At 72.5% G+C, this 23,691-nt stretch carries 24 protein-coding genes and 1 pseudogene; 14 read left to right on the top strand and 11 right to left on the bottom strand.

All coding sequences use genetic code 11. The features are described 5' to 3' along the window. Position 1: 1 nt before the first annotated feature. Positions 2–988, bottom strand: coding sequence for an ArsR/SmtB family transcription factor (locus tag HDA41_RS36850; protein ID WP_184991834.1), 987 nt, complete (start codon positions 986–988; stop codon positions 2–4). Between the two features lie 110 nt (positions 989–1,098). Here HDA41_RS36850 and HDA41_RS36845 point away from each other — a divergent pair, with 110 nt between their 5' ends. The 3 genes and pseudogenes from HDA41_RS36845 to HDA41_RS36835 all read left to right on the top strand — a co-directional run bounded on the left by HDA41_RS36845 (position 1,099) and on the right by HDA41_RS36835 (position 4,091). After that, entirely contained in the window at positions 1,099–2,346 is a 1,248-nt protein-coding gene (locus HDA41_RS36845; protein ID WP_184991832.1) for an MFS transporter, read from the top strand. Beyond that, positions 2,343–2,853 (top strand): annotated as a pseudogene (locus HDA41_RS36840) (alpha/beta hydrolase); the annotation flags it as partial. The gene HDA41_RS36845 and the pseudogene HDA41_RS36840, both read left to right, overlap by 4 nt. Positions 2,854–2,900: 47 nt before the next feature. Further along, positions 2,901–4,091, top strand: a complete 1,191-nt coding sequence (locus HDA41_RS36835; RefSeq protein ID WP_184991830.1) for a CaiB/BaiF CoA transferase family protein — start codon at positions 2,901–2,903, stop codon at positions 4,089–4,091. Positions 4,092–4,129: 38 nt separating this feature from the next. Here the strand turns inward: HDA41_RS36835 and HDA41_RS36830 are convergent, their stop codons facing one another. Together HDA41_RS36830 and HDA41_RS36825 are read right to left on the bottom strand one after the other, a co-directional pair. Further along, entirely contained in the window at positions 4,130–5,128 is a 999-nt protein-coding gene (locus HDA41_RS36830) for a TerC family protein (protein WP_184991828.1), read from the bottom strand. 85 nt (positions 5,129–5,213) lie between these two features. Next, on the bottom strand, positions 5,214–5,858 hold the full coding sequence (locus HDA41_RS36825; RefSeq protein ID WP_184991826.1) for a phosphoribosyltransferase: 645 nt from the start codon (positions 5,856–5,858) through the stop codon (positions 5,214–5,216). 269 nt (positions 5,859–6,127) lie between these two features. On the opposite strand from HDA41_RS36825, the gene HDA41_RS36820 reads away from it, so the two are divergent. Together HDA41_RS36820 and HDA41_RS36815 are read left to right on the top strand one after the other, a co-directional pair. Further along, positions 6,128–7,372, top strand: coding sequence for a polysaccharide pyruvyl transferase family protein (locus tag HDA41_RS36820; protein ID WP_184991824.1), 1,245 nt, complete (start codon positions 6,128–6,130; stop codon positions 7,370–7,372). A gap of 42 nt (positions 7,373–7,414) precedes the next feature. Then, positions 7,415–8,854 carry an FAD-dependent oxidoreductase gene (locus HDA41_RS36815; protein WP_184991822.1) on the top strand — a complete coding sequence of 480 codons (1,440 nt, stop codon included), beginning with the start codon at positions 7,415–7,417 and terminating at the stop codon, positions 8,852–8,854. A gap of 12 nt (positions 8,855–8,866) precedes the next feature. Here HDA41_RS36815 and HDA41_RS36810 read toward each other — a convergent pair whose 3' ends face one another. Continuing rightward, positions 8,867–9,523 (bottom strand): dienelactone hydrolase family protein, encoded by a 657-nt coding sequence (locus HDA41_RS36810; protein ID WP_184991820.1) that lies wholly within the window; start codon positions 9,521–9,523, stop codon positions 8,867–8,869. Positions 9,524–9,693: 170 nt separating this feature from the next. Between HDA41_RS36810 and HDA41_RS36805 the strand changes: the two genes are divergently transcribed. From HDA41_RS36805 to HDA41_RS36790, 4 genes are read left to right on the top strand one after another with little or no spacing between them, the layout of a single operon-like run. Continuing rightward, positions 9,694–10,674, top strand: coding sequence for a GlxA family transcriptional regulator (locus HDA41_RS36805; protein WP_184991818.1), 981 nt, complete (start codon positions 9,694–9,696; stop codon positions 10,672–10,674). A 60-nt stretch (positions 10,675–10,734) separates the two neighbouring features. Beyond that, positions 10,735–11,337: a DJ-1/PfpI family protein gene (locus HDA41_RS36800; RefSeq protein WP_184991816.1), complete on the top strand. Its 603-nt coding sequence runs from the start codon at positions 10,735–10,737 to the stop codon at positions 11,335–11,337. A gap of 56 nt (positions 11,338–11,393) precedes the next feature. Further along, positions 11,394–11,849: an archease gene (locus HDA41_RS36795; RefSeq protein WP_184991814.1), complete on the top strand. Its 456-nt coding sequence runs from the start codon at positions 11,394–11,396 to the stop codon at positions 11,847–11,849. A gap of 33 nt (positions 11,850–11,882) precedes the next feature. Continuing rightward, positions 11,883–12,989 carry a CapA family protein gene (locus HDA41_RS36790; protein WP_184991812.1) on the top strand — a complete coding sequence of 369 codons (1,107 nt, stop codon included), beginning with the start codon at positions 11,883–11,885 and terminating at the stop codon, positions 12,987–12,989. A 33-nt stretch (positions 12,990–13,022) separates the two neighbouring features. Here the strand turns inward: HDA41_RS36790 and HDA41_RS36785 are convergent, their stop codons facing one another. After that, positions 13,023–14,042 carry a sigma-70 family RNA polymerase sigma factor gene (locus HDA41_RS36785; protein WP_184991810.1) on the bottom strand — a complete coding sequence of 340 codons (1,020 nt, stop codon included), beginning with the start codon at positions 14,040–14,042 and terminating at the stop codon, positions 13,023–13,025. A 105-nt stretch (positions 14,043–14,147) separates the two neighbouring features. Between HDA41_RS36785 and HDA41_RS36780 the strand changes: the two genes are divergently transcribed. Both HDA41_RS36780 and HDA41_RS36775 read left to right on the top strand, forming a co-directional pair. Next, complete coding sequence (locus HDA41_RS36780; protein WP_184991808.1) at positions 14,148–14,600, top strand: YbhB/YbcL family Raf kinase inhibitor-like protein; 453 nt, start codon at positions 14,148–14,150, stop codon at positions 14,598–14,600. A 182-nt stretch (positions 14,601–14,782) separates the two neighbouring features. Continuing rightward, positions 14,783–16,045 (top strand): MFS transporter, encoded by a 1,263-nt coding sequence (locus tag HDA41_RS36775; RefSeq protein WP_184991806.1) that lies wholly within the window; start codon positions 14,783–14,785, stop codon positions 16,043–16,045. A 73-nt stretch (positions 16,046–16,118) separates the two neighbouring features. On the opposite strand, the gene HDA41_RS36770 is transcribed toward HDA41_RS36775, so the two are convergent. Further along, the gene (locus tag HDA41_RS36770) at positions 16,119–16,547 is read right to left on the bottom strand and encodes a VOC family protein (protein WP_184991804.1); all 429 of its coding nucleotides are present in this window, start codon (positions 16,545–16,547) and stop codon (positions 16,119–16,121) included. Positions 16,548–16,816: 269 nt separating this feature from the next. Between HDA41_RS36770 and HDA41_RS36765 the strand changes: the two genes are divergently transcribed. Together HDA41_RS36765 and HDA41_RS36760 are read left to right on the top strand one after the other, a co-directional pair. Further along, a complete protein-coding gene (locus HDA41_RS36765; protein WP_230299499.1) occupies positions 16,817–17,110 on the top strand; it encodes a hypothetical protein in 294 nt (97 codons plus the stop codon). 142 nt (positions 17,111–17,252) lie between these two features. Next, positions 17,253–17,627 carry a peptidase M23 gene (locus HDA41_RS36760; RefSeq protein ID WP_184991802.1) on the top strand — a complete coding sequence of 125 codons (375 nt, stop codon included), beginning with the start codon at positions 17,253–17,255 and terminating at the stop codon, positions 17,625–17,627. 66 nt (positions 17,628–17,693) lie between these two features. Here HDA41_RS36760 and HDA41_RS36755 read toward each other — a convergent pair whose 3' ends face one another. The 3 genes from HDA41_RS36755 to HDA41_RS36745 all read right to left on the bottom strand — a co-directional run bounded on the left by HDA41_RS36755 (position 17,694) and on the right by HDA41_RS36745 (position 20,584). Further along, positions 17,694–18,143 (bottom strand): hypothetical protein, encoded by a 450-nt coding sequence (locus HDA41_RS36755; RefSeq protein WP_184991800.1) that lies wholly within the window; start codon positions 18,141–18,143, stop codon positions 17,694–17,696. A gap of 678 nt (positions 18,144–18,821) precedes the next feature. After that, the gene (locus HDA41_RS36750; RefSeq protein WP_184991798.1) at positions 18,822–19,562 is read right to left on the bottom strand and encodes a class I SAM-dependent methyltransferase; all 741 of its coding nucleotides are present in this window, start codon (positions 19,560–19,562) and stop codon (positions 18,822–18,824) included. Positions 19,563–19,627: 65 nt separating this feature from the next. Further along, on the bottom strand, positions 19,628–20,584 hold the full coding sequence (locus tag HDA41_RS36745) for an SCO2400 family protein (RefSeq protein WP_184991796.1): 957 nt from the start codon (positions 20,582–20,584) through the stop codon (positions 19,628–19,630). Positions 20,585–20,975: 391 nt separating this feature from the next. Here HDA41_RS36745 and HDA41_RS36740 point away from each other — a divergent pair, with 391 nt between their 5' ends. Beyond that, positions 20,976–21,425, top strand: coding sequence for a spore-associated protein (locus HDA41_RS36740; RefSeq protein ID WP_184991794.1), 450 nt, complete (start codon positions 20,976–20,978; stop codon positions 21,423–21,425). Positions 21,426–21,544: 119 nt separating this feature from the next. Here the strand turns inward: HDA41_RS36740 and HDA41_RS36735 are convergent, their stop codons facing one another. Continuing rightward, positions 21,545–22,825, bottom strand: a complete 1,281-nt coding sequence (locus HDA41_RS36735; protein WP_230299522.1) for an APC family permease — start codon at positions 22,823–22,825, stop codon at positions 21,545–21,547. 251 nt (positions 22,826–23,076) lie between these two features. Continuing rightward, complete coding sequence (locus tag HDA41_RS36730; RefSeq protein WP_221511685.1) at positions 23,077–23,616, bottom strand: phenolic acid decarboxylase; 540 nt, start codon at positions 23,614–23,616, stop codon at positions 23,077–23,079. Positions 23,617–23,691 lie beyond the last annotated feature (75 nt).

The following is a 23,691-nucleotide window of genomic DNA, read 5'->3' as shown; positions in this document are numbered from 1 at the left end:
CTCAGGCCGTGCCGTGCCGGGCCAGCTGCTCCCCCAGTGGGCTGCGCCGGTACAGGACGCGGCGGCCGTCGCGGGCGCGGGTGACCAGGCCCGTCGCGTGCAGCACGCGCAGGTGCTGGGACACGGCGCTCGGGGTCACCCCGAGGCGCCGGGCCAGCTCCACCGTCGGCAGGGGCTCGGCCAGCAGCCGCAGCAGCGTGCTGCGGGGCGCGCCGAGCAGGGCCGTCAGGGCGGGGGCGTCCGGCTCGGGCTCCTGTTCCCACAGGGTGGCGGCGCCCCGGCTGGGGTAGGCGAGCATCGGCGGTTCCGCGGCGCTGACCGGGGGCGCCGGCTGGTGCGCGAACAGGGACGGCACGAGGCGCAGTCCGCGTCCGGAGCCGTCCACGTGGTGGCGTCCGCGCATCCGGTCGACGCGCAGGACGCCGTCGTCCCAGCGCAGATTGCGGTGCAGGTCGGCGAAGAGCAGCCGGGCGCCGCCGGTGGCCAGCTGCCGTGCCCGGTGGGTGATGTCGGCCTCCAGCACGAGCCGCATCCGCGGCCAGGACGGCAGCAGCGCCGACTCCCAGTACCGCCGCAGGAGTGCGCACAGCTCCTCCAGCAGCTCCGCGACGGGAGCGTCACCAGGCGCGGTGACCGCCCGCAGGGCAACCGGCAGAGGTCTGGGCGCGTGCGCGGCGAGCAGGTCGCGCCGTACGGTCCGCGCGGGTGTGGCGCGTACGACGGTCAGCTGCTCGTCGAGGGTGGGCGCGAAGGACGCCGGTCTGGGCGTCAGGAAGTCGGGCAGGGCCAGGGTGTCCCCCACCAGGGCCGCGAGCAGCCGGGCGTCGGCCGGGTCGAGCTGCTGGAGCACGGCGGCGCGCCACCGGACGTGCAGGGGATAGAGGGCGGGGGCGCGCAGGGCACGGAGGCTGCCCATCACCTCGCGCAGGGGCGAGATCGCGAAGCGGGTGTCGGCGAGGTCCGCGGCGTCGAGCCGGAAGCTGATCATTAAGGCCCCCGCTACATCCTTTGGCAACCGCCCGGCCATGGCGTGGACTTCGGTCCATGATGGATCACGATCACCGGCAGCCTACAGCGCACCCGGGCGCGAGTCCCCGGGTGATCCTGGCCCTGGCGCTCGTCTGCGGCGCGGCCGTGGGCAACGTCTACTTCCCCCAGGCCCTCAGCCCGCTGATCGCGTCCGGGCTGCACGTCTCGCCCGACGCGGCCGCCGGCGTCGTCACCGCGACGCAGTTCGGCTACGCGGCCGGGATCTGCGTGCTCGTCCCGCTCGGCGACCGCCTCCCGTACCGACCGCTGCTGGTCACGCTGCTCACGCTGACCGGCCTCGGGCTGTTCGCGGCGAGCGCCGCGCCGGGGTTGGTGCCGCTGGTCGTCGCCAGTGCCCTGGTGGGGGTGACGACGGTCGTGGCACCGCTCGCCGGGCCGCTGGCGGCCGGCCTGGTACCGGAGGAACGGCGTGGTGTCACCGGCGGCACCCTGCTGAGCGGCTCCCTCGCGGGCATGCTGCTGTCGCGCACCGTCGGCGGCGCGCTCGGCGACTGGCTGGGCTGGCGGGCACCGTACGTCCTGGCCGCCGTGCTGTCCCTGGCGGTGGCCGCGCTGTCGGCGCGTCTGCTTCCGCTGACGTGCCCGCCCTCCTCCCAGGGCTACGTCGCGCTCCTGGCCGAGCCTCTGCGGCTGCTGCGCACGGAACTGGGTCTGCGCCGCTCCTGCCTGTACCAGGCCCTGGTGTTCGCGGGGTTCTCCGCTGTGTGGACGGGTGTGGCGCTGCTGCTCACCGGCCCGGTGTACGGCATGGGTGCGGGGGCCGTGGGGCTGCTCGCCCTGGTCAACGCGGTGACCATGGTGTGCACGCCGGTCGCGGGCCGCCAGGTCGACCGGCGGGGGCCGGACGCGGTGAACCGGGTGTGCTTCCTGGTGGTGGGGGCCTCGGCCGCCGTGCTGGCGCTGGGCGGTCTCGGCGGTGCGGCGGGGGTGGCGGCCCTGGTCGTGGGCACGCTGCTGCTCGACGTCGGCATGCAGTCCGGGATGGTCGCCAACACGGTGCGGATCCAGGGGCTGCGCGCGGAGGTGCGCAGCCGGCTCACCACCGCCTATATGACCTGCGCGTATCTTGGTGGCGCCGTCGGCTCCTGGCTGGGCACGCGTGCGTACGGCCGCTTCGGGTGGCTCGGGGTGTGCGCGCTGGTCGCGGCGCTCACGGCCGTGGCCCTCGCCCGGCACCGGGGCGCCACCCGCCGTACGGCGGGAAGGCTCCGCCGTACGGCGGCGCCCGGGTCCGACACGGCGGGACCGACCATGGCCGCACGAGCCGCCGCGACCTCGCGTGAGGAGACGTCATGACGCGGGTTCCGCCCCCGTTCGACCCGGAACTCGCCGGAGCCCTGCAGTTGATCAAGGACATGATCAGCCCGGGTCTCACCCTGGACGAGATCGCGGAGGTGCGCCAGGGCCCGGGCATACAGCTGCTGGCCGAGCTGGACCTGACGATGGGGCGGGACGTTCGAGGTAGAGGACCGGCAGGTGCCCGGGCCGCAGGGCGAGCCCGACATCGCACTGCTGATCTGCCGGCCGACCGCGCCGGCGACCGCCGGGGCGCGGCCCGTCATCTACCACGTGCACGGCGGCGGCACGATCACCGGGAACAACCTGGTCGGCGTCGACGCCCCGCTGACCTGGGCACAGGCGCTGGACGCGGTCGTGGTGTCCGTGGAGTACCGGCTGGCGCCGGAGCATCCGTATCCCGCGCCGATCGAGGACGTGTACGCCGGGCTGCCGTGGACGGCGGACCACGTCGCCGAACTCGGTGCCGACCCGGAGCGGATCGTCATCGCGGGCGCCGTCGCTGGGAGAGACTGTCCGGGCGCCGTACGGTACGAGGTTCAGGAGCATGAGGCATGAGCGTGCAGCGGTATCCCCTGGCCGGGGTCACGGTGGTCAGCTTGGAGCAGGCCGTGGCCGCGCCCTACGCCACCCGGCAGCTCGCCGACCTGGGCGCCCGTGTGATCAAGGTGGAGCGGCCGGGCGGCGGCGACTTCGCCCGCCGGTACGACACGACCGTGCACGGCCACTCCAGCTATTTCGTGTGGCTCAACCGGTCCAAGGAGTCCCTCACACTGGACCTCAAGGATCCACGCGGCCGTGAGATCCTGCACGAACTCCTCGACGGGGCCGACGTGTTCGTCCAGAACCTCGCCCCGGGCGCCGCCGGCCGGCTCGGTCTGGACGCCGCCACCGTCACCAGCCGCCGCCCCGGTCTGATCCCGTGCACGATATCCGGCTGGGGCACGACCGGCCCCTGGGCCGACCGCAAGGCGTACGACCTGCTGGTGCAGTGCCAGACCGGGCTGGTGTCCCTCACGGGAACCCCCGAGGGGACCGCCCGGACGGGGATCTCCGTCGCCGACATCGCCGCCGGGATGTACGCCTACAGCGGCGTCCTCACGGCCCTGTACACCCGCGCCGTCACCGGCGAGGCCCACCCGGTGGAGGTGTCCCTGTTCGAGGCGCTGGCGGAGTGGATGGGCCAGCCCGCCTACTACACCCGGCACGGCGGCACCCAGCCCCCGCGCCTCGGCACCCAGCACGCCACCATCGCGCCGTACGGTACCTACGAGGCCGCCGACGGCAGGGAAGTGCTGTTCTCCATCCAGAACGAGCGCGAGTGGGCGGCCCTGTGCACCGGGTTCCTCGGCCGGCCGGAGCTGGTCACCGACCCGCGCTTCGCGACCGCCTCCGACCGCGTCGCCCACCGCGAGGAGCTCAACACGATCATCGGCGCCCGCTTCGCCCGCTCCAGCTCCGACGAGATCCTCAAGGACCTGGAGGCCATCGGCATCGCCTGCGCCGGGGTCAACGACGTCGCCGCGTTCCTGGACCACCCGGTGCTGGCCGCCCGCGGCCGCTGGACCGAGATCGCGGTGCCCGGCGCCACGGTGGAGGCGCTGCTCCCGCCGGCCGACCTCGCGGGCCTGCCCACCCGCATGGACCCCGTACCGGCGGTCGGCGAGCACACCGGGCCGATCCTCGCCGAGCTGGGCCGCACCGACGAGGAGGTGGCGGCCCTGCGCGCGGACGGCGTCGTCTGACGCCGCCCCCGCCCCCCCCCGGCGGCAACCGGGAGAACCTACCGGGATCCGGCGGCCCGCCGCTTGTCCTCCTCGGCCCTGACCGCCTCCTCGGCCTCCTGCTTCTTCGAAGCCCGCAGGCTGGTGATCGTGGTGACGGCCAGGACGAGCACGATGAAGGTCAGTGAGAAGGGGATGCTGATCTCGGGCACGTGGACGCCCGACTCGTGCAGGGCGTGCAGCACCAGCTTCACACCGATGAAGCCCAGGATGATCGACAGGCCGTAGGAGAGGTGGACGAGCTTCTTCAGCAGGCCGCCGATGAGGAAGTACAGCTGGCGCAGGCCCATCAGGGCGAAGGCGTTCGCGGTGAACACGATGTACGGGTCCTGCGTCAGCCCGTAGATCGCGGGGATGGAGTCGAGGGCGAACAGCACGTCGGTGGAGCCGATCGCGAGCATCACGACCAGCATCGGGGTCATGATCCGCTTGCCGTTCTCGGTGATGAACAGCTTCGTGCCGTGATAGCGGTCGGCCACCCCGAAGCGCTGCTCCGCCATCTTCAGCAGCTTGTTCTCCTGGTACTCCTCCTCGTGGTCCTGCTTGCGGGCGTCCTGGATCAGCTTCCAGGCGGTCCAGACGAGGAAGGCTCCGAAGATGTAGAACACCCAGGAGAAGGCGGTGATGATCGCCGCGCCGGCCGCGATGAAGACGGCCCGCAGCACCAGGGCCATCAGGACGCCGACCATCAGCACCCGCTGCTGGTACTGCGAGGGCACCGCGAACTTCCCCATGATCAGGACGAACACGAAGAGGTTGTCGACGCTCAGCGACTTCTCGGTGATGTACCCGGCGAAGAACTCACCCGTGGGCCCGCTCCCAGCGAAGTACCACAGCCCCAGTCCGAACAACACGGCCAGGACGACCCACACCACCGTCCACGTACCGGCCTCCTTGACGGACACGTCATGGGGCTTGCGGCCGACGAAGAAGTCGACGGCGACGAGCAGGCACAGAGCTGCCACAGTCAGCAGCCACACGGAGAGCGAGACGTTCACTGGTACTCCTGTTGCAGGTGTGGGGATTGGGACATCGTTGTCCGACGTGGCTGGTTTCCGCCACACCTGTGAGGTGAACAATTGGTCACAGCTGCGCGTGCAGCGCCTCCAGGACGTCCTGGTCCGTCAGCTGGTCGAAGTTCTCGTACCAGAGGCCCACGGCCATGAACGCGGCCGGCTGGTGCAGGCAGACCACCTCGTCGGCCTCGGCGCGCATCAGCTCGGCCGCCTCCGGGGAGCACACCGGCGCGGCCAGCACCACCCGTTCGGGCGCCTGACGGCGGACGAATCGCAGCGCGGCCCGCGCCGTGGAACCGGTCGCCAGGCCGTCGTCGACCACGATCACGGTGCGACCACGCAGGTCGGGTGCGGGACGGCCCTGCCGGTACAGCCGCTCCCGGCGGCGCAGTTCCACGCGCTCCCGCTCGATGACGGGTGCGAGGGCGGCCTCCCGGAGGCCCAGGTGGCGCATGGCGTCCTCGTCGAGGAGCGGCACCTCGTCCCCGGCCATCGCACCGACGCCGAGTTCCTCCTGGAAGGGCGCCCCGATCTTCCGTACGACGAGCACGTCGAGCGGGGCGTCCAGCGCCCCGGCGACCTCGCGTGCCACGGCGACCCCGCCGCGGGGCAGGGCGAGGACGAGAGGATGCGGCAGTGCCCCCTCGCTCTGCCGGGTGCGCAGTGTTTCGGCCAGTTCCTCGCCGGCCTGCCGACGGTCACGGAACCGCATGACGGTCACCTCTGCTTCCGGCCCGGAGAGGGCCCTCGGCCGGTCGGGCTCCCACGTACCCCCTGCCGACCGGACAATGCACTCCTCGCTCATCGGACAATGCACACCTTCCGGACCTCCGTCACACTCGGAACGCGGGGTGTTTCCGGCGTGCGGCGCAGGCAACCCGGGACCGTGCCACGGCACGACCGTACGTACGGCTCGGCCCGCTCCGCACGACCGGCGGCACCAGGCCACTGAGCAGACTCCGACGCGACGGGAGTACCCGGATGACCACTGCCCCTTCTCATCCGCAGCCCGCCCGGCCGGGCCCGCGCATCGGCGTGCTGGGTTCGTACGGCGGCTTCAACATCGGCGACGAGTCGATCCTGACCTGTGTGCTGCGCTGTCTGCGCGCCCAGCGGCCCGAGGCGCGGCTGGTCGTCTTCAGCCGGAACGCCGAGCACACCCGGGCCCATCACCCGGGCGCCGACGAGGTGGTGGACTGGGAGGGCGTCAGCCGCAACCCCGTCCTGGACGCGCTGGCCTCCCTGGACGTGCTGGTCCTGGGCGGTGGCGGGCTCCTCTTCGACGGTGAGGCCCGCCGTTATCTGCGCCTGGTCCGGGCCGCCCAGGAGCGCGGCATCCGTACCTTCGCCTACGCCATCGGGGCCGGTCCGCTGCGCGAGGCCGAGGACCGGGAGGCCGTACGCAACGTGCTGGCGGACATGGACGACGTCGTGGTGCGGGACGAGGAGTCCAAGCTGGTGCTGGAGGAGGTCGGTGTCGAACGCGATGTCGTCGTCACCGCCGATCCGGCGCTGCTGCTGGAGCCGGAGCCGTTCACCGACGAGATGATGCGCCACGAGGGCGTGCCCACCGACTCGCGTCTGGTGGGGATGTCGGTGCGGGAGCCCGGCCGGGCGGCCGAGAAGCTGGACGAGGGCGACTACCACGCGCTGCTCGCCGACGTCGCCGACTTTCTCGTCCGCCGGCTGGACGCCCACGTGGTGTTCCTGCCGATGGAGCGGCACGACGTACGGCACGCCCACGCCGTGCTGTCCCACATGACCGCTCCCGACAAGGGGCGGATCCTGCACGGCTCGTACAGCCCGGGGCAGGTCCTGGGCTTCATGCGCCATCTCGACCTGGCGGTCGGCATGCGCCTGCACTTCGTGATCTTCGCGGCGCTCTCCGGGCTGCCGGTGCTGCCGCTCCCCTACTCCGGCAAGGTCTTCGACTTCGCACGCCGGATGGGGGCCCCGGCCCTGGTGGGTGTGGCGCGGGAGCAGGCCGGGCTGCTGCTGGCCGAGGTGGACCGGCTGTGGGACGAGTACCCGGAGCGCCGGGACGAGCTGCACTCCCGCGTCCGGGAGCTGTCCACCCAGGCCCTGGAGACCTGCGCACGCTGCGGCGTGCTGCTGGACGAGGTCGACGGCGGCATGGAGGCCGCCCTGAGTACCGCTCCTGCCCTGGAGGCGCAGACAGAACCACCGCATCCGCCCACTGCCGAACCCCGCCCGCTGGGCGTGTGACGCCGGCGCCGAAGCCGAGGCCCCGCCCGCGGGAGGACACCGATGCCGATCCTGCAAGAACCGCGCGAGCCCCGCACGGTCACCCTGCCCGAGCGGCCCGCCCAGCACGGCGGCCGGACGCAGGTCCTGGTGGTCGGCGGCGGCCCGGCCGGGTGCGCCGCCGCGGTCGCGGCGGCCGACGCCGGGGCCGAGGTCGTCCTGGTGGAGCGCTACGGGTTCCTCGGCGGCAACGCGACCGCGGCGCTGGTCATGCCGCTGATGTCGTTCCACAACGAGCACAGGCAGGCCACGTTCACCGAGTCCGGGGACGAAGCCCGGCTGCTCCCCACCGACCACGGCGAGGGCGAACCGGTCGTCCAGGGCGTGCTGTGGCAGCTGCTGGACCGGCTCATGGGGCGCGGCGGCTGTCTGAAGCCCTCCCCGAGGACCGGATACACGGTTCCCTTCGACCCGGAGCTCTTCAAGCTGGTCCTGCTCGAGATGATGGACGAGGCGGGTGTGCGGATGCTGTTCCACGCCTTCGCCTCCACCGCGCTGCGCCTCGACGACGGCTGGCGTGTGGTGTTCGAGACCAAGTCGGGGCCGGTGGTGATCGACGCCGACGTGGTCGTGGACGGCACGGGCGACGGCGACGTCGCGGCGGCCTGCGGGGCGCCGTACGAGATCGGCCGGCCGGAGGACGGGCTGGTGCAGCCGATGACGCTGATGTTCCGGGTCGCGGACTTCGCCCGGCCCGACTTCGCGGAGTACGTGCGGGAACATCCCGACCAGTGGCGCGGGGTGCACGGCCTGTGGGACCTGGTCGAGGAGGCCCGGGCCGACGGTGATCTGCGGCTGCCGCGCGAGGACATCCTGTTCTTCGCGACGCCGCACCCGCGCGAGGTCAGCATCAACAGCACCCGCGTGAACAGGGTGCTCGGCACCAGCGTGTGGGACCTGACCCGGGCCGAGTACACCGCCCGGCACCAGCTCGCGCAGATCGACCGCTTCCTGCGCACGCGCGTGCCCGGCTTCGAGGAGTCGTACGTGGTGCAGAGCGGCACCCACATCGGCGTCCGGGAGACCCGGCGCGTGGTCGGCGACTACCACCTCACCGGCCACGACATCCTGGCCGCCCGCCGCTTCCCGGACGTCGTCGCGCACGGCGCCTACCCGGTCGACATCCACAACCCGCGCGGCTCCGGAACGGTCCTGAAGCGGGTGCCCACGGGCAGCTTCTACGACATCCCGCTGCGCTGCCTCGTGCCGAAGGGCACGGAGCGGCTGCTGGTGGCGGGCCGCTGCATCTCGGGGACGCACGTGGCGCACTCGTCGTACCGGGTCATGCCGATCGCGATGGCCACCGGGCAGGCGGCCGGCGTGTGCGCCGCGCTGACCGTGCGCCACGGGCACGGGCCGCGGGGTGTGCCGTACCGGCTCGTGCAGCGGGAACTGCTGCGGCAGGGCGCCCGGTTGCGCATCGACGTGCCGGTGGCCGGCTGACGCGGGCCGCCGTCAGCCGGCCACCGTCCGCAGCTGGTCGTGGCACCACTGCCGGGCCACCTCGGTGACCTGGTCGAGCGCGCCCCGCTCCTCGAACAGATGCGTGGCGCCGGGCACCACGTGGAGGGTGTGCGGGACGTGCAGCCGCCGGGCCGCTTCCTCGTTGAGCCGCAGCACCTGCCGGTCCCGGCCGCCCACGATCAGCAGCACCGGAGCCCGGACGGCGTCCAGGGCGTCGCCCGCCAGGTCGGGCCGCCCGCCGCGCGAGACGACCGCCGGCACCCGGTCGGGGCGTTCGGCGGCGGCGACCAGGGCCGCGCCCGCGCCGGTGCTGGCGCCGAACAGGACGACGGGCAGGCCCTGGGTGCCGGGCGACTGTGCCAGCCAGTCGATGGCGGCCACCAGCCGACGGCCCAGCAGGGGGATGTCGAAGCGGAGTTCGGCGGTGCGGACGTCCAGCCGTTCCTCCTCCTCGGTGAGCAGGTCGATCAGCAGGGTGCCGAGACCGACGGTGCGCAGGCCGGCGGCGACCTCACGGTTGCGGGGACTGTGCCGGGAGCTGCCACTGCCGTGCGCGAACAGCACGACCGCGCGGGCGGCCGGCGGCACGGTCAGATCACCGGTGAGCGTCACGCCGTCGGCGGGCACGAGGACGGTCTGGGAGATCATCGGAGGCCTCCTCTCCCCCAGTTCCCGGAATCGCGGGGCCGTTCGCCCTCCGGTTCCCGGTCCTTCCGCCCGCCTACCCACACCACGACTGCCGTCCCGTCATCCGCATGGCGCGATCTGTGGGATGCGTGTCGTTGACGCCATACCGCCGACCGGAGGAGCGTGGAGGCGTGACCGATCGCCGTATCGTCTTCGTCGTCTTCGACGGCTTCCAGCCGCTCGATCTCACCGGCCCGCACGAGGTGTTCCACAGCGCGGGCGACGACTACGTCTGCGAGGTCGTGGCGCCCCGGGCGGGACCCGTCAGGTCGGGCAGCGGGCTGCTCGTGCATGCCGAGCACGGCGTGGCGGACCTCGGCCCGGCCGGGATCGACACGCTCGTGGTGGTCGGCGGCGGGGGTGTCGACCGGGCCCGGCAGGACGCGGCGCTGGTCTCCTGGATCGCCGCCGCGGCGGCCGGTGCGCGGCGCGTCGCCTCGGTGTGCAGCGGGGTGTTCCTGCTGGCGGCGGCGGGGCTGCTGGACGGGCGCCGGGTCACCACGCACTGGGCGCGCGAGGAGCAGTTGGCCCGGGAGCACCCCGAGGTGCGGGTGGACTGCGAGCCGATCTTCGTCCGGGACGGGCGGGTGTGGACGTCGGCCGGTGTGACGGCCGGTATGGATCTGGCGCTCGCCCTGGTGGAGGACGATCTGGGCCGGGACGTCGCGCACGCGGTGGCCCGCCGGCTGGTGCTGTTCCTGCGCCGGCCGGGCGGCCAGTCGCAGTTCAGCGTGGCGTTGTGGGCGCGGCAGCCGGCGACGGACCCGGTGCGGGCCGCCGTCACCGCGATCCACGCCGATCCGGGCGCCCGGCACGACATCGCCGGGCTGGCCGCGCACGCCGGGCTGAGCCCACGGCACCTCCAGCGCCGTTTCACCGCCGAACTGGGCGTGCCGCCGGCCGCGTACGTCGAGCGGGTGCGCGTCGAGGCGGCCCAGCGCGCCCTCACCGAGGGGGACGAACCGGTCGAGGCCATCGCCCGCCGCTACGGCTTCGCCACCGCCGAGACCCTGCGCCGCACGTTCCACCGCCGGCTCGGCACCGCACCGTCGGACTACCGCGCCCGCTTCCGCTCCACCGCGGAACCCGCCGGCGCTCACCACGTCTCCTAGAACCGGCGCTCACCACGTCTCCTGGAACGCTCACCGTGTCTCACTGAAAGGGGAACCCGTATGACGACATACGGCCTGCTGGTCTTCGAGGACGCCGAGGAGCTCGACTTCGTGGGCCCCTGGGAGGTCTTCAACGTCTCCGCCCGGCTCCGCGACGGCGCCGACACGGCTGTGCTCGTCGCCGAGCACTCCGGCCCGGTGCGCTGCAACAAGGGCCTGCGCGTCCTGCCCGACCACACCGTGGACGACCATCCGCCGCTCGACGTGCTGCACGTGCCGGGCGGCCGGGGGGCGCGCGAGGTCCAGGTGCACAACCCGGTGGTCACCGACTGGATCGGGAAGACGGCGGAGCGGGCCGCGTGGGTGCACGGCGTGTGCACCGGCACGTTCCTGCTGCACGCCGCGGGTCCCGCACGCGGGCGGCGGGTGGCCACGCACTGGAGCCAGGAGGACACCCTGGAGGCACTCGGTGACGTGACGGTCGCCCGGGACGTCCGCTACGTCGTGGACGGCAACCTGGTCACCAGCCAGGGCGTCTCGGCCGGCATCGACAGCGCGCTGTGGCTCGTCGGCCGGCTGCACGGCCGTGACCACGCCAGGGCCGTGCGCCGCCACATCCAGTACGACCCGGCGCCGCCGTACCTCGCGGACGAGCCCGTCTGATCCACGCTCGGTGCCGGTCGCTGCATGGGGGCGCGAGCCTCGGGCAGTCGATGTTCATGGGCGGTGACAGGGGCGACGACGGGCAGGGACGGCAACCGGGTGACTGTGGGCACCGGGCGGTGCCGCATCCGGGCGACATCAGGATCGAGGCGTGGGCGGCGTGCCGGGAGCACTGTCTGGCGGAGGCCGTCCTGGCGATGGTGGAGTGCTTCGCGGACCTCTCCGGGGTCCGTCCGACCGCCGTGGACCGGCTGCGGCTGGCCGCGGCCAGCGACGACGACCTGCTCGCCTCGCTGCTGGACGAGATCATCTTCCGGCTGGAGGAGTACGGCCAGGTGCCGGTGGACGTGGAGGCGGACGAGGCCGACGGCGGCCTGGACGTACGGCTGGCGGTGACCGGTCTCGCGAACGTGGAGATCACCGGGGCGGTTCCGAGGGGCGTCGCGTGGCACGAGCTGCGGATCGGGCCGGATCCGTACGGGTGGTCGTGCGCGGTGACGGTCGACGCGTGACCCTGCCGGCCGGGGTGCGCCTACCGTGGAGGTGTGGGCCGCGGCGTCGTGACGCTGTTCCTGTGCGGTGACGTGATGCTCGGGCGCGGCGTCGACCAGATTCTGGCGCACCCCGGTGATCCGGCACTGCGGGAGGCGTACGTCGTCGACGCGCGGTCCTACGTCCGGCTGGCGGAGTCGGCGTACGGCCCGGTGCCCGCCCCCGTCGATCCGTCCTGGCCGTGGGGCGAGGCACTGCGGGTGCTGGACGAGGCCGCCCCGGACGTCCGGATCGTGAACCTGGAGACGTCGGTGACGTCCGGTGACACGTTCGCCCCGGACAAGGAGATCCACTACCGGATGCACCCGGCCAACCTGCCGGCCCTGGCCGTGGCCCGGCCCGACGTGACCGGCCTCGCCAACAACCACGTTCTGGACTTCGGCCGTCCGGGTCTGCTGGAGACCCTGGACGCGCTGGCCCGGGCGGGCCTGCGGACGGCGGGTGCGGGACGTGACGCCGAGCAGGCGTACGCGCCCGCCGCCGTCCCCCTGCCCGGCGGCCGCCGACTGCTGGTCCTCGCCCTCGGGGCGCGTTCCAGCGGCATCCCGTCCGGCTGGGCGGCGACGGCGGACCTGCCCGGTGTGGCGTACGTGCCCGAACTCGTGCCCGCCGCGGCCGACTCCGTGCTGCGGCACGTCGGGCGGGTCCGCCGGGCCGGTGACGTGCTCGTCGTGTCCGTGCACTGGGGCACGAACTGGGGGTTCCGTGTGCCCCGGGAGCAGGTCCGCTTCGCGCACGCCCTGGTGGACGGCGGGGTCGACGTCGTCCACGGCCACTCCTCGCACCACCCCCGACCGCTGGAGGTGTACCGGGACCGGCTGATCCTGTACGGCTGCGGCGACTTCGTCGACGACTACGAGGGCATCACCGGCTACGAGGAGTACCGGGACGATCTGCGGCTGGCGTTCCTCGCCTCGGTCGAGGCGGACAGCGGCCGGCTGGCGGGGTTGCGCATGGTGCCGCTGCGGGCGCGCCGGATGCGACTGGAGCCCGCGTCCCGGGCGGACCGCCTGTGGCTGCGGACGACACTCGACCGGATCAGCGGCGGGGTCGGGGTGACGCTGGAGCCAGGCGGCTCGCTGGCGTTGACGCGCGGATGAACCGGTCGTGGCCGGCGCCGCAGGAGCCGGGAGTCAGCCCGCCCAGGCCACCAGCCGCTCCCGGTTCTCGGGCGCCCGCAGCCGGGCGAGGGACTCCTTCTCCAGCCGGCGTACCCGCTCGCGGGTCAGGCCGACGCGGCGGGCGACCTCGTCGCGGGTGCGGGTGCGGCCGTCGTGCAGGCCGTAGCGGAGGCTGAGGATCATGGCCTCGCGGGGCGCGAGCGTGCCGACGGCCTCGCGCAGTTCCTCGGCGAGTGCCCTGTACTCGGCCACCTCCGGGGCCTGGAGCACCTCGGTGTCGGGGATGAGGTCGCCGACGACGGTCTCGCCGGCCTCGTCCACGGGCGTGTCCAGGCTGACGGCCTGCCGGCCGACGCGGCGCAGCCAGCCGATCCTGTCGGCGGCGAGGCCGCTCTCCCGGGCCACCTCCCCGACGCTCGGTTCGCGTCCCAGGTCCAGTCGCAGCCGCCGTTCGATCTTGGCGGCCTTCTGGAGCTGCTCGACGACGTGCATCGGCAGCCGTACGGTGCGCGCGTGCGCGGCCAGGCCCCGCTCGATCGCCTGGCGGATCCACCAGTTCGCGTACGTGGAGAACTTGAAGCCCTTGGTGTGGTCGAACTTCTCCACGGCCCGGATCAGCCCCAGGTTGCCCTCCTGGATGACGTCCAGCAGGGGCAGCCCCCGGTGGGCGTGCCGTTTGGCCATCGACACGACGAGCCGGAGGTTGGCCCGGACCATGTGGTCCTTGGCGGCCTGCCCGTCCCGGGCGGCCTCCTCCAGCTCCCCGCGCCGCTTCGGCGTGAGGTCGCGCTCACCGGCGTCGGCCTGTTCCAGTTCCTCCAGTGCCCGCACGCCGACTTGCATCCGCCGGGCCAGCCGTACCTCGTCCTCCGCGCTGAGCAGCGGTGTCGCCGCGATCTGCGTGAGGTACTGGCCGAGGAGGTCGGGTTCCTCGTCGGGCTCGGGGATGCGGTTGCGCAGTCGTGCGGTGCGGACGGGGGCGCGGCGGTCCTCCCGGGCATCCGCCGCGCGGTCTTCTGCCAGGGGAGACATGCTCGTGGCCTCCGTCCCCTACCTCGTTCGGGAAGACTCGGGTACCCGGGGGAAACGGCCGTGAACCGTGTGTCCGGGTGGTCCACCGGGGGTACCCCGGGCCACATGACCGGCATCGAACTGCGCAGCGACGCGTTCAACGACCACTCCTTCATCGCGCGCCGGTACGCGTACGAGGGACCGAACGTCTCTCCGCCGCTGACCTGGAGCGGCGTACCGGACGACGCGGCCGAACTGGTCCTGCTCTGCGAGGATCCCGACGCCCCGTCGGGCACCTTCGCGCACTGGGTCGTGGTCGGCATCGACCCGCACAGCGACGGCGTCGAGGCCGGGCACTGCCCACCGGGCGGCACGGAACTCGTCAACGGCTACGGGCAGCGTGGCTGGGGCGGCCCGCATCCCCCGCCCGGGGACGACGCACACCACTACTTCTTCCGGCTCTACGCCCTGTCCGAACCGTGCGTCCTGCCCGACGCGCCCCGCGCGGACCAGGTGCACGACGAGGTCGAGAAGCGCCGCATCGCGGACGGCGCGCTGGTGGGTCTCTACCAGCGCTGAGGGGGCTCACGCGGCTGAGGCGGCTCACGGGTGGGACCGCCCTTGCCCGTGTCTCCGTGTGTCACAACGGTTGGTTGTGGCTCGGGTGACGGACGGTTGTTTGCCCGGGCATCCCGGTGCCCGCTTGGATGGCTGCCGGTCAACACGGGGTTGTCCGCGGGAGCTGGGAGTGTGCGCCGGGTATGGCGGGCAGGCGGGCGCTGGGGCGGCGGTTCGGGTGGCTGTGGGGCGCGTACGCGGTGAGCACGGCCGGCACTTGGCTCGCGTTCGACGCGTTCGCGCTGATCGCGGTCCTGGCGCTGGACGCCGGACCGACGCAGGTGTCGCTGCTGGCGGCGGTGGGACCGGCGGTCGGCGCGGCGGTGTCGGTGCCGCTCGGGCCGTGGGTGGAGGTCCGCCGTAAACGGCCGGTGATGATCGCGACGGACCTGGTCCGGTGCGCGGTGCTGCTGAGCATCCCCGTGGCGTTCGCCCTGGGCCGGCTGAGCTTCGGCCAGCTGCTGCTGGTGTCCGTGGCCGTGGCGGCGTCCGACATCACCTTCAACGCGGCGGCCGGGGCGTTCCTGAAGGAGCTGGTGCCGCGGCGGGACCTGCTCGTCGCGAACGGGCGGTTCGAGGCGACGACCTGGACGGCCAGCATGGTCGGGCCGCCGCTGGGCGGGGCCGCGATCGGGCTGTTCGGCCCGGTGACGACCGTGGTGGCCGACGCGGTGAGCTATCTGCTCTCGGCGTGCGCCCTCCGGGCGATCGGCGGCGAGGAGAAACCCCCGGTGCGGCCCGCGTCCGGCTCCGCCCGCCCCCGGGCGGGCGACCTGCTCGACGGCTGGCGGTACATCCTGGCCGACCCGGCGCTGCGCCCGCTCTTCTTCAACACGGTCCTCGCCAACTCCCTGATCATGGCGGCCTCTCCCCCGCTCATGGTCCTGATGGTCGATGATCTGCGGTTCGCCCCCTGGCAGTACGCGCTCGCCTTCGCACTGCCCTGCACGGGCGGCCTGCTCGGCTCACGTCTGGCACCACGGCTCGTCACGCGGTTCGGGCGGCAGCGGGTCATGCTCACCGCCGGGGCGCTGCGGGCGTGCTGGTCGCTCGGGCTGGCCTTCGTCGGCCCCGGTGCGGCCGGGCCGGCGCTGGTGATGGTGGTGGAGTTCGGGCTGATCACCTGCTGTGCCGTGTTCAATCCGGTGTTCGCCACGTTTCGCCTCGAACGGACCCCCACGGACCGGGTCACCCGCACCCTGTCCGCATGGTCGGCCACCGGCAAGGCCACCACGGCGGCCGTGACCGCCCTGTGGGGCCTGTTGGCCCACCTGACCGGCCCCCGTACGGCCATCGCCGTCGCCGGCGTCCTGCTCCTCTTCACCCCCGCCCTGCTCCCCCGCCGCGACCACACACCGGACACCGGCTCCGAGCCGGCTCCCCCGGCGCTGAAGGACGACGGCTGAACGGCCCGCTCGCACGGGAGCGGTGGGGCCGGGCACGGGAGCGGTGTCGCCCCGTCCCCGGCCCCGGGCCGGCTCAGACGGCCCCGGGCACGTCCTCCGTGACGCCGTTCAGCGGCGAGGACGGGTCCGTGCCGTACGGGCGGGTGATGATCTCCAGGCCGTGGCCCGCCGGGTCGAGGAAGTACACGCCCCGGCCGCCGTCGTGGCGGTTGATCTTGCGCGGGTGGTTGCCGTGCGGGTCGGCCTGGATCGGGATCCGGGCCGCGACGAGCCGGGCGAGGGCCTCGTCGAACTCGTCCTCGGAGACGAGGAACGCGTAGTGCTGCATGGGAATGTCGGCGTCGATGGTGAGGAAGTCCAGCGTGACGCCGTTGGCGGTCGTCACCGGCAGGAACACCCCGGCCGGTGCCCCGACCTCCAGACCCAGGATCTCCGCCAGAAAACGGGCGGACTTCTCCCGGTCACGGGACAGGACGATGGTGTGATTGAACTCGACTGACACGGTTGAATGCCTCCACGGGCATCTCCGCGGCGCCTCCATGCCTCACCCGGACGGTGACCGGCACGCGATGCCGCGCGATGGATCGTAGGCAGAGGTGGTTCTGCTCGTCGAGCTGTTTTCGGCCGTATCGCGCCGTCCACGCCGGCAGGGCCAAGTACCCTCGCCCGTACCCCTGTTGTCCCGCACGACCCTGACAATTGTCAGGGACCGCGTCGCCCCTGCTCTCTCTACAGTTCTGAGCGTCGGCCACACCTCAGGGGGAACTCGACATGTCCACTCGCATCTTCGCCAGGGCCGCGCTCGTCGGCGCCGGGGCGCTCGCACTGCTCGGTCCGCTCACCGCCGGCACCGCGGCCGCGTCCGCCGCCGGCGAGCAGGGCGGCGCTCGCGTCATGGCCGCGCCGTACGCGGTCGTACCGTACGAGACCGTCAACGTCCGCTACGGCCGAGTACTTCCTACGGAATTCTCGCCACCGTTCCGGCGGGGCAGCCGCTCGGCGCCTACTGCTGGACCCGCGGCCAGCGCATCACCGACAACGGCTACAGCAACGACGTCTGGGTGAAGCTCCTCGAGGGCTACGTCAGCGCCGTGTACCTCAAGGGCAACGAGTACGGCGACCTGCCCGCCTCGGCGCGCTGCTGACCCGGGACATGACCGCGTCCGGTCACACCATCCTCACCAATCGTCCTACGGGGGACAGACACATGAAGCGAATGATCAGCCGTACCGCCATGGGCCTCGCCGTCGCCGCGCTCGCCGTCGGCGGCCTCGCCACCACGGCGCAGGCGGCCCCGGCCGTCGCAAACGGCGGCGACCCGGCTCTGACCGACGTCTACATCTGGGCCACCGACGTCAACCTGCGCCAGGAGCCGACCACCAACTCCCCGCGCCTCGCGGTCCGTTCGCAGTGGTGGGCGGACGCCATCTGCCAGAAGCAGGGCCAGACCGTGCACGACCCGGCCGTCGGCACCAACAACTGGTGGACCGCCGTCATGGAGCTCTCGGGCAGCGACGTCGCCTGGGTGAACAACCTGTACATCCGCGGCGGCCAGAAGATCGCCGGCGTCCCGGACTGCTGACGCACCTGCCCTCCACACGCCTGTGGCGGGCCACCGGGAGATCGGTGGCCCGCCACAGGTTCGTGCTCAGTACCAGCCGGTCTCGGTCAGGTCGTGGCCGTCGCACGAGAGCACGGCGCGCGAGACGCGGCCGTTGAGGTTGTTGCCCATCTGCGTGTAGGCGTAGGTGATGCCGGGGTCGACGGTCTCGGAGACCCAGCCGTCGACACGGCCCACGCCGCTGTTGGAACGCTGGAGTACGGCGACGCAGCCGGGCCGGGAGTTCTCGATCCGGGCGAAGGAGCCGCACTTGTCGGAGTAGAAGTACTTCAGGGCCATGCCTTCGGCGTACTTGGTGGCCCCGATCTGCCGGAACGTGCCCGAGCAGTAGGAGGTCGTGGGGTACTGCCCCTCGTTCCCGTAGGCCCCGTAGTTGCCGCCCGAGTGCGGTGCGGCCTGGGCGGAGGTGGGGAGGAGCGCCATCACCGCGGCGGCGCCCCCGGCGGCCAGCAGTGTCTTGAGTGATCGGCGGCTCATGAGCCCTCTTTCTGTGGGTCGGCGGGTGTTCCGGTCGTGACCGTACGGGCGTCAACGCACCCGCGACACCTGACACTTATCAGGGTCGAACGCCACAGGTCGCCCCTTTCGGGGGAGCCCTGACGTTCGTCAGGACCGGCCGCACCGCTCGGGCTCCTCATGTGTCGGCGCGGGACCAAGCTCCGCCGGACAACCGTGCGACCGGGCACCGGGCTACCGGACCACCGGCGACCAGGAAGGGCAACCATGCGCATACTTCTGCGCGGCGCCGCGGCGCTCGCGACCGTCGTCACGGTCGCTTCGCTGCCGGGCGGCGCGGCGGCACTGCCCCGGCCGGCGACGACCGCCCAGGCCGCCGCCGGCGTGGACCTCACCCGCCCGGCCCTGCACACCACCGGCACGGTGGGCGCGGACGACCGCACGATCGTGGCCGTACTGACGCTGCATCCGGTCGGCACGTCGTACGGGAAGGCGTACACCGACCTGGGCCGGCTGACCCGCGCGCTGAACGTGCCGGGCGGCGCGCGGCCGGCGGGGACATGGTCCGGCACCTGGGGCGGGTTCGTGAACGTCCGCAAGGGCCCGGCCACGGGCGACGCCCGGGTCACGCAACTCCCGGCCGGCATCGGGGTGCAGGTACGGGCGGATTCCGCTTGCCCGGAGGCGGCGGGGCCCGCGTCAGTCCGCTGTTTTTCGCGGACGCCGTGCGACGAACATGAACTCCCGGCCCGGCCGGTCGGGCGCGTCGCGCACGCCCTCCACCACATAGCCCTGCGCGACGAGTTCCGCCTCGACCTCCTCCCGCTCGCGGAAGCGCAGCGTCGAGTCCGACGTCAGCACCTGCCCGTCCGAAGCGAACACGTAGGTCCACCGGAACGTCACCAGCGGCCCGCTCACATCGAGCAGTTCGACCCAGGACTCGACGGCACCGGCACCGGGGACGTCCGTCACGGTGTGGCTGGCCTCGCGGTTCCACTCCTCCCAGGCGCGTCGGGCCGGAACCCGGGTCTCGAACACGAAACGGCCGCCGGGCCGCAGCGCCTCGCGGGCCCCCCGCAGGGTCCTGCGCCAGTCCTCGGGATCGACGACCGCCTGGGCGGCGTTGCCCGTCATCGTCGCGAGGTCGGCGGTCAGGGGCGGGAGGGTCGTCGCGTCGCCGTGGATCCACCGCACCCGCCCGCCGCCCGGCTTGCCGCGTGCCACGTCCAGGGACGCGCCGGCGGGATCGACGCCGACGACGTCGACGCCGCGTTCCGCCAGCAGCAGCGCGAACACGCCCGTGCCGCAGCCGATGTCGAGTACCCGGCGCGCCCCGGACTCCTCCGCCATGCGCAGGTACGGTCCGAGATCGGCGCGGTCGGGGTCGAGCGCGTCGTAGACCGCGGCGAGCCTGGGATGCCGGAAGCACTCGTCTGCCATGCGCCCGAAGGTACGAAGGCGGCCGCGGTGCGGCCACCGGATTTCGCCGACCGCCCGCGCGGGGTTCAGCCCAGGCAGACGACGAGCAGGCAGAGCTCCTTGGAGTCGGAGTCGGAGCCGGAGTTCGCGGGCGGCGGAGTGGGGCTCGCCGCGGACGGGGGCGTCTCGGGTGACGCGTCCTGCTGCGTGTCCGAACCGGTGCCGGCGGCGGGCGGTGCGGTCTGCTCGGTCACCGTCGAGGTGGACTTGTCGGCGGTGCCGGTGACCTTGTCGACGGTGTCCGGGACGGTGGTCCTCGGCTGCGTCGTCTTCGGCAGCTCGCGAGGTGCGGCGGCCGCGTCCGTCCGGGGGGCCGCCGGGGTGCCGCGGGGAGCGGTGGCCCGGGGCTGCTCGCGCTGGGAGCTGCGGTCGGTGTGCGGCGGAGAGGCGGGCGTGGGCGAGGACCGGGGGGTGTCGCGCCGGGTCGACGTCGGTTCGGTGTACGTCGGCGCCTGTCCGTCGGCGCCACCCATGGTCGTGTCCTCGGGTGCCGTGGCCGACTGCACGCCGTGCGTGGAGTTGCCGTTCATGGCGGCGACGGTGAGACCGCCTCCGACGAGCGCGACGGCGGTCGCCACCACGGCCCGGCGCTGGTTCTTCTTCCAGCGGGCCATCTGCCGACGCCGCGCCGCCCGTCCCTGCTGCGGGGCCTGGTAGCCGTCGGCCCCGGTGGTGTCCGCGGCCTCGTGACCGTCGGACGGGTCCGTGTCCGGGGTCTCCTGGCCGCCGGACGAGCCGGTGTGCGGGAGAGGGAGCTCCCGCGTGCCGGCGCCGTTGGTGTCCCACACACTCCCGTCGTCCCACACGTTCCGGTCGCGCACGGTCCCGTCGGGCCATGCGCCGGAGGCGGCCGGGTACTCCCACGCCCGCGGGCCGCTACGGCCGTCGTCGGCGGAGGGGTCGATGTCCGGGGCGTAGGCGCCGCACCCCGGGCAGACCAGGGCGCCGTTGAGGTGCCGACGGCACGAGGAGCAGTAGTCCATGTGTGGTCTTCCCGATCTGGCTGTACCGACGGCTCACCGGCCGCGGCATGGTCACGTTCGCACGTGGGATCGAGCTGTAACGCTAACGAGACTTTGGAAGGGGGATGTGCAGCATGTGTGACACCCCTGAGCAGATCCTCTGGATCTCACGTGTGCCGTAAAGGGCTCGTGAGTAAAAGCGGCGGGGCATGGGCATGCTCGGGCGCCTCCCGAGGCGGGGCCCGGAGTCCGGCCGGGGTCCTGCCGCGGACGGCCGCCCCGCGAACGGGACTCTCGCGCGACCGCGCCCCAACTCACCGGATTTTCCTGGGAGCTGAGGCACAACCCTTTGGATGCCCGGCGGGTCACACCATGCAGGAGCAACCGCCTCGAAGAGTTGCAAGGGGGAAATATGAGATTTACCCGTTCCTTCCTGGCCGCGTCCGCCTTGGCGGCGCTGACGGTGGGGACCACGACCGCCCTGGCGTCACCGGCCTCCGCCGCGCCCAACACCACTCCGCAGAAGGTCTGCGGAAGCGCCTACAAGACCGTGAACTCGGCGGCCGTCGGCTCCCTCGGCACGGTCTACCTGACGTACAACGCCTCCAACGGGCAGAACTGCGTCACGACCATCCGCAACAACCCGGGCACCGCGGTGGACATGGGCGCGTGGATCTTCGTCCCCGCCACCGAGGAAAGCCACGAGGACGTCGGGCGCTTCACGTCCTTCGCCGGACCGACCTACGTCTACGGCAAGGGGCACTGCGTCGACTGGGGCGGCAGCATCAACAACGTGTACGTGCAGGTGTACGGCTCCAACTGCGGCGCCATGAAGGAACACCGGGTCACGTTCACCCGCTGACCCGTCCCCGACCCACCTCGAAACACCCCCTGCCGGGCCACCACGTTCCCGCCGCCGTCGCGCGGGAGGCGTGGTGGCCCGGTGCCGGTTCCCGGCGCACCGCCCGGCAGTCGTGCCGCTCACGCCTCGCCGCGTGCCTTCAGCACCGCCTTGTTGAGCACCCACAGCCCGATGCCGATGGCCACCAGCACGCCCGCCCGGATGTAGACGTCCGCGGGCCGGTCGGACAACGGGCTGGCCAGGATCAGCGCGGTGATCGCGCCGAGCACCGGCAGGGCGGTCGGCGTCCGGAAGTGCCGGTGTTCGACGCGGTCGCGGCGCAGGACCAGGACGGCGATGTTGACGACGGCGAAGACGCACAGCAGGAGGAAGGCCGTGGTGTCGCCGAGGCCCTCGATCTCCCCGGTGGAGACCAGGCCGATGGCGAGGAGCGAGACGAAGACGATGCCGACGACCGGGGTGCGGCGCCGGGGCAGCACGTGGCCCAGGGCCCGCGGCAGGATGCGTTCGTTCGCCATGCCGTAGCAGAGGCGGGACGCCATCATGATGTTGATCAGTGCCGAGTTGGTGACCGCGAACAGCGCGATCAGGGCGAAGAGTTTGGGCGGGAAGTCGATTCCGCCGGCCTTGACGACCTCCAGCAGCGGGCCGCTGGAGTCCTCCAGCACGCGGTAGTCGACGAGCAGCGAGGAGACCAGGGCGACCAGGACGTAGATGGTGCCGGTGACGGCGACGCCGATGAAGATGGCGCGCGGGAACGTCCGCACCGGGTCCTTGGTCTCCTCGGCCATGTTGACGGAGTCCTCGAAGCCCACGAAGGCGAAGAAGCCGAGGGCCGTCGCCCCCAGCACGCTGGTGAGCAGCGCGTAACCGGTGCCCTCCGCCTGGAACTCACCGAGCCGGGAGGGTTCACCGTCACCGGTCAGGACGGCCCAGGCGCCGATCGTGAGGATGACGAGCAGGCCGGTCAGTTCGACCACGGTGAGGACCACGTTGGTCTTCACGGACTCCGACACGCCTCGCAGGTTCAGGGCCGCCAGGGCGAGGATGAACAGGATCGCGATGAGGGTGGGCGGGAAGAAGTCGGTGAACTCGGACAGGTAGTCGCCGCTGAAGGCACGGGCCGCCGCGCTCGCCGAGGAAAGGCCCGAGCACATGACCATGAACGCGACGATGAAGGTCAGGAACGGGACCTGGAAGGCCTTCTGGGTGTAGAGCGCGGCGCCGGCCGCCTTCGGGTACTTGCCGACGAGCTCGACGTACGAGGCGGCGGTCAGGATCGCCACGACGAACCCGATGACGAACGGCAGCCACAGCGCCCCGCCGACCTTGCCGGCGACCTGACCGGTGGTGGCGTAGATGCCGGTGCCGAGGATGTCGCCGATCACGAACAGCACCATCAGCTTGGGGCCGATGGCACGCCGCAGCGGCGTGTCGTCCCCTCTCTCCGGCGCGGCGGCTGCATCACTGTCGGGTGCGGACACGAAAGCTCCCTGAGGCGTTCGACACGGAACGGAACAGAACAACGTCTCGCCTGCCCAGGAAGACCAGGAGTGATGCCCCGGGGCGGGAAGCAGCAGCCCGCGCACCCGGGTGCCTGTCGTGCGGTAGGGGCCGGCGGCCATCGTGAGGGCCGACGCCGGACAGACGGTCAGTTGGTGCGGTCGGACCAGCCCTGCGGGAGGTCTTCGGGGGCCGTGGCGATGACCGTGTCGTCGTCGGGGCCGACGTACTCGAAGAGGGTGATCTTGGCGAATTCCGGGACGACGTAGATCGGGTAGGTCGGGCCCTCGTCGCGGTACCCGCGCATCTCGTCGAGATGGTCGTTCTGGTAAAGGACGGTGCGTTCGCCGTGTTCCTCGACCCAGTGCGGGAAGAAGATCACGCCGTGCAGCCGGCGCTTGCCGGGCATGACATTGACGGAGACCGACGTACCGGTGGGCTCGTTCCAGGAGATCTTGTAGTGGTCGTCGTCCAGTTGGACGAGGTCGACCTGCTGATCCTTCACCCAGCGGCCGCCCACCATGCCGGAGTGGATCCGGTAGTCGATCGTGGTCGGGTTCTTCACGTACATCTCGTACTGCCAGCCGTTGGCGTAGGTGTAGATGAAGCGGTGGCCGACGATCCCGGAGAGCTCCTGCGGGGGGACAGGGCTCCGGACGGTGGTCACGTGCGCTCCGTTGCCGGCCATGGGGGTACCTCCTTGCTGCCGTGGGTCCACTGGGGCGGGCCGTCCGAGTAGCCCTCTTCGCCGGTCGGCAACCTC

Origin of the sequence: Streptomyces caelestis (assembly GCF_014205255.1) — a bacterium.
In the GTDB taxonomy this organism is placed as follows: domain Bacteria; phylum Actinomycetota; class Actinomycetes; order Streptomycetales; family Streptomycetaceae; genus Streptomyces; species Streptomyces caelestis.
The sequence above is the reverse complement of the archived record's forward strand: the minus strand, read 5'-3'. Positions and strand labels throughout refer to the sequence as shown.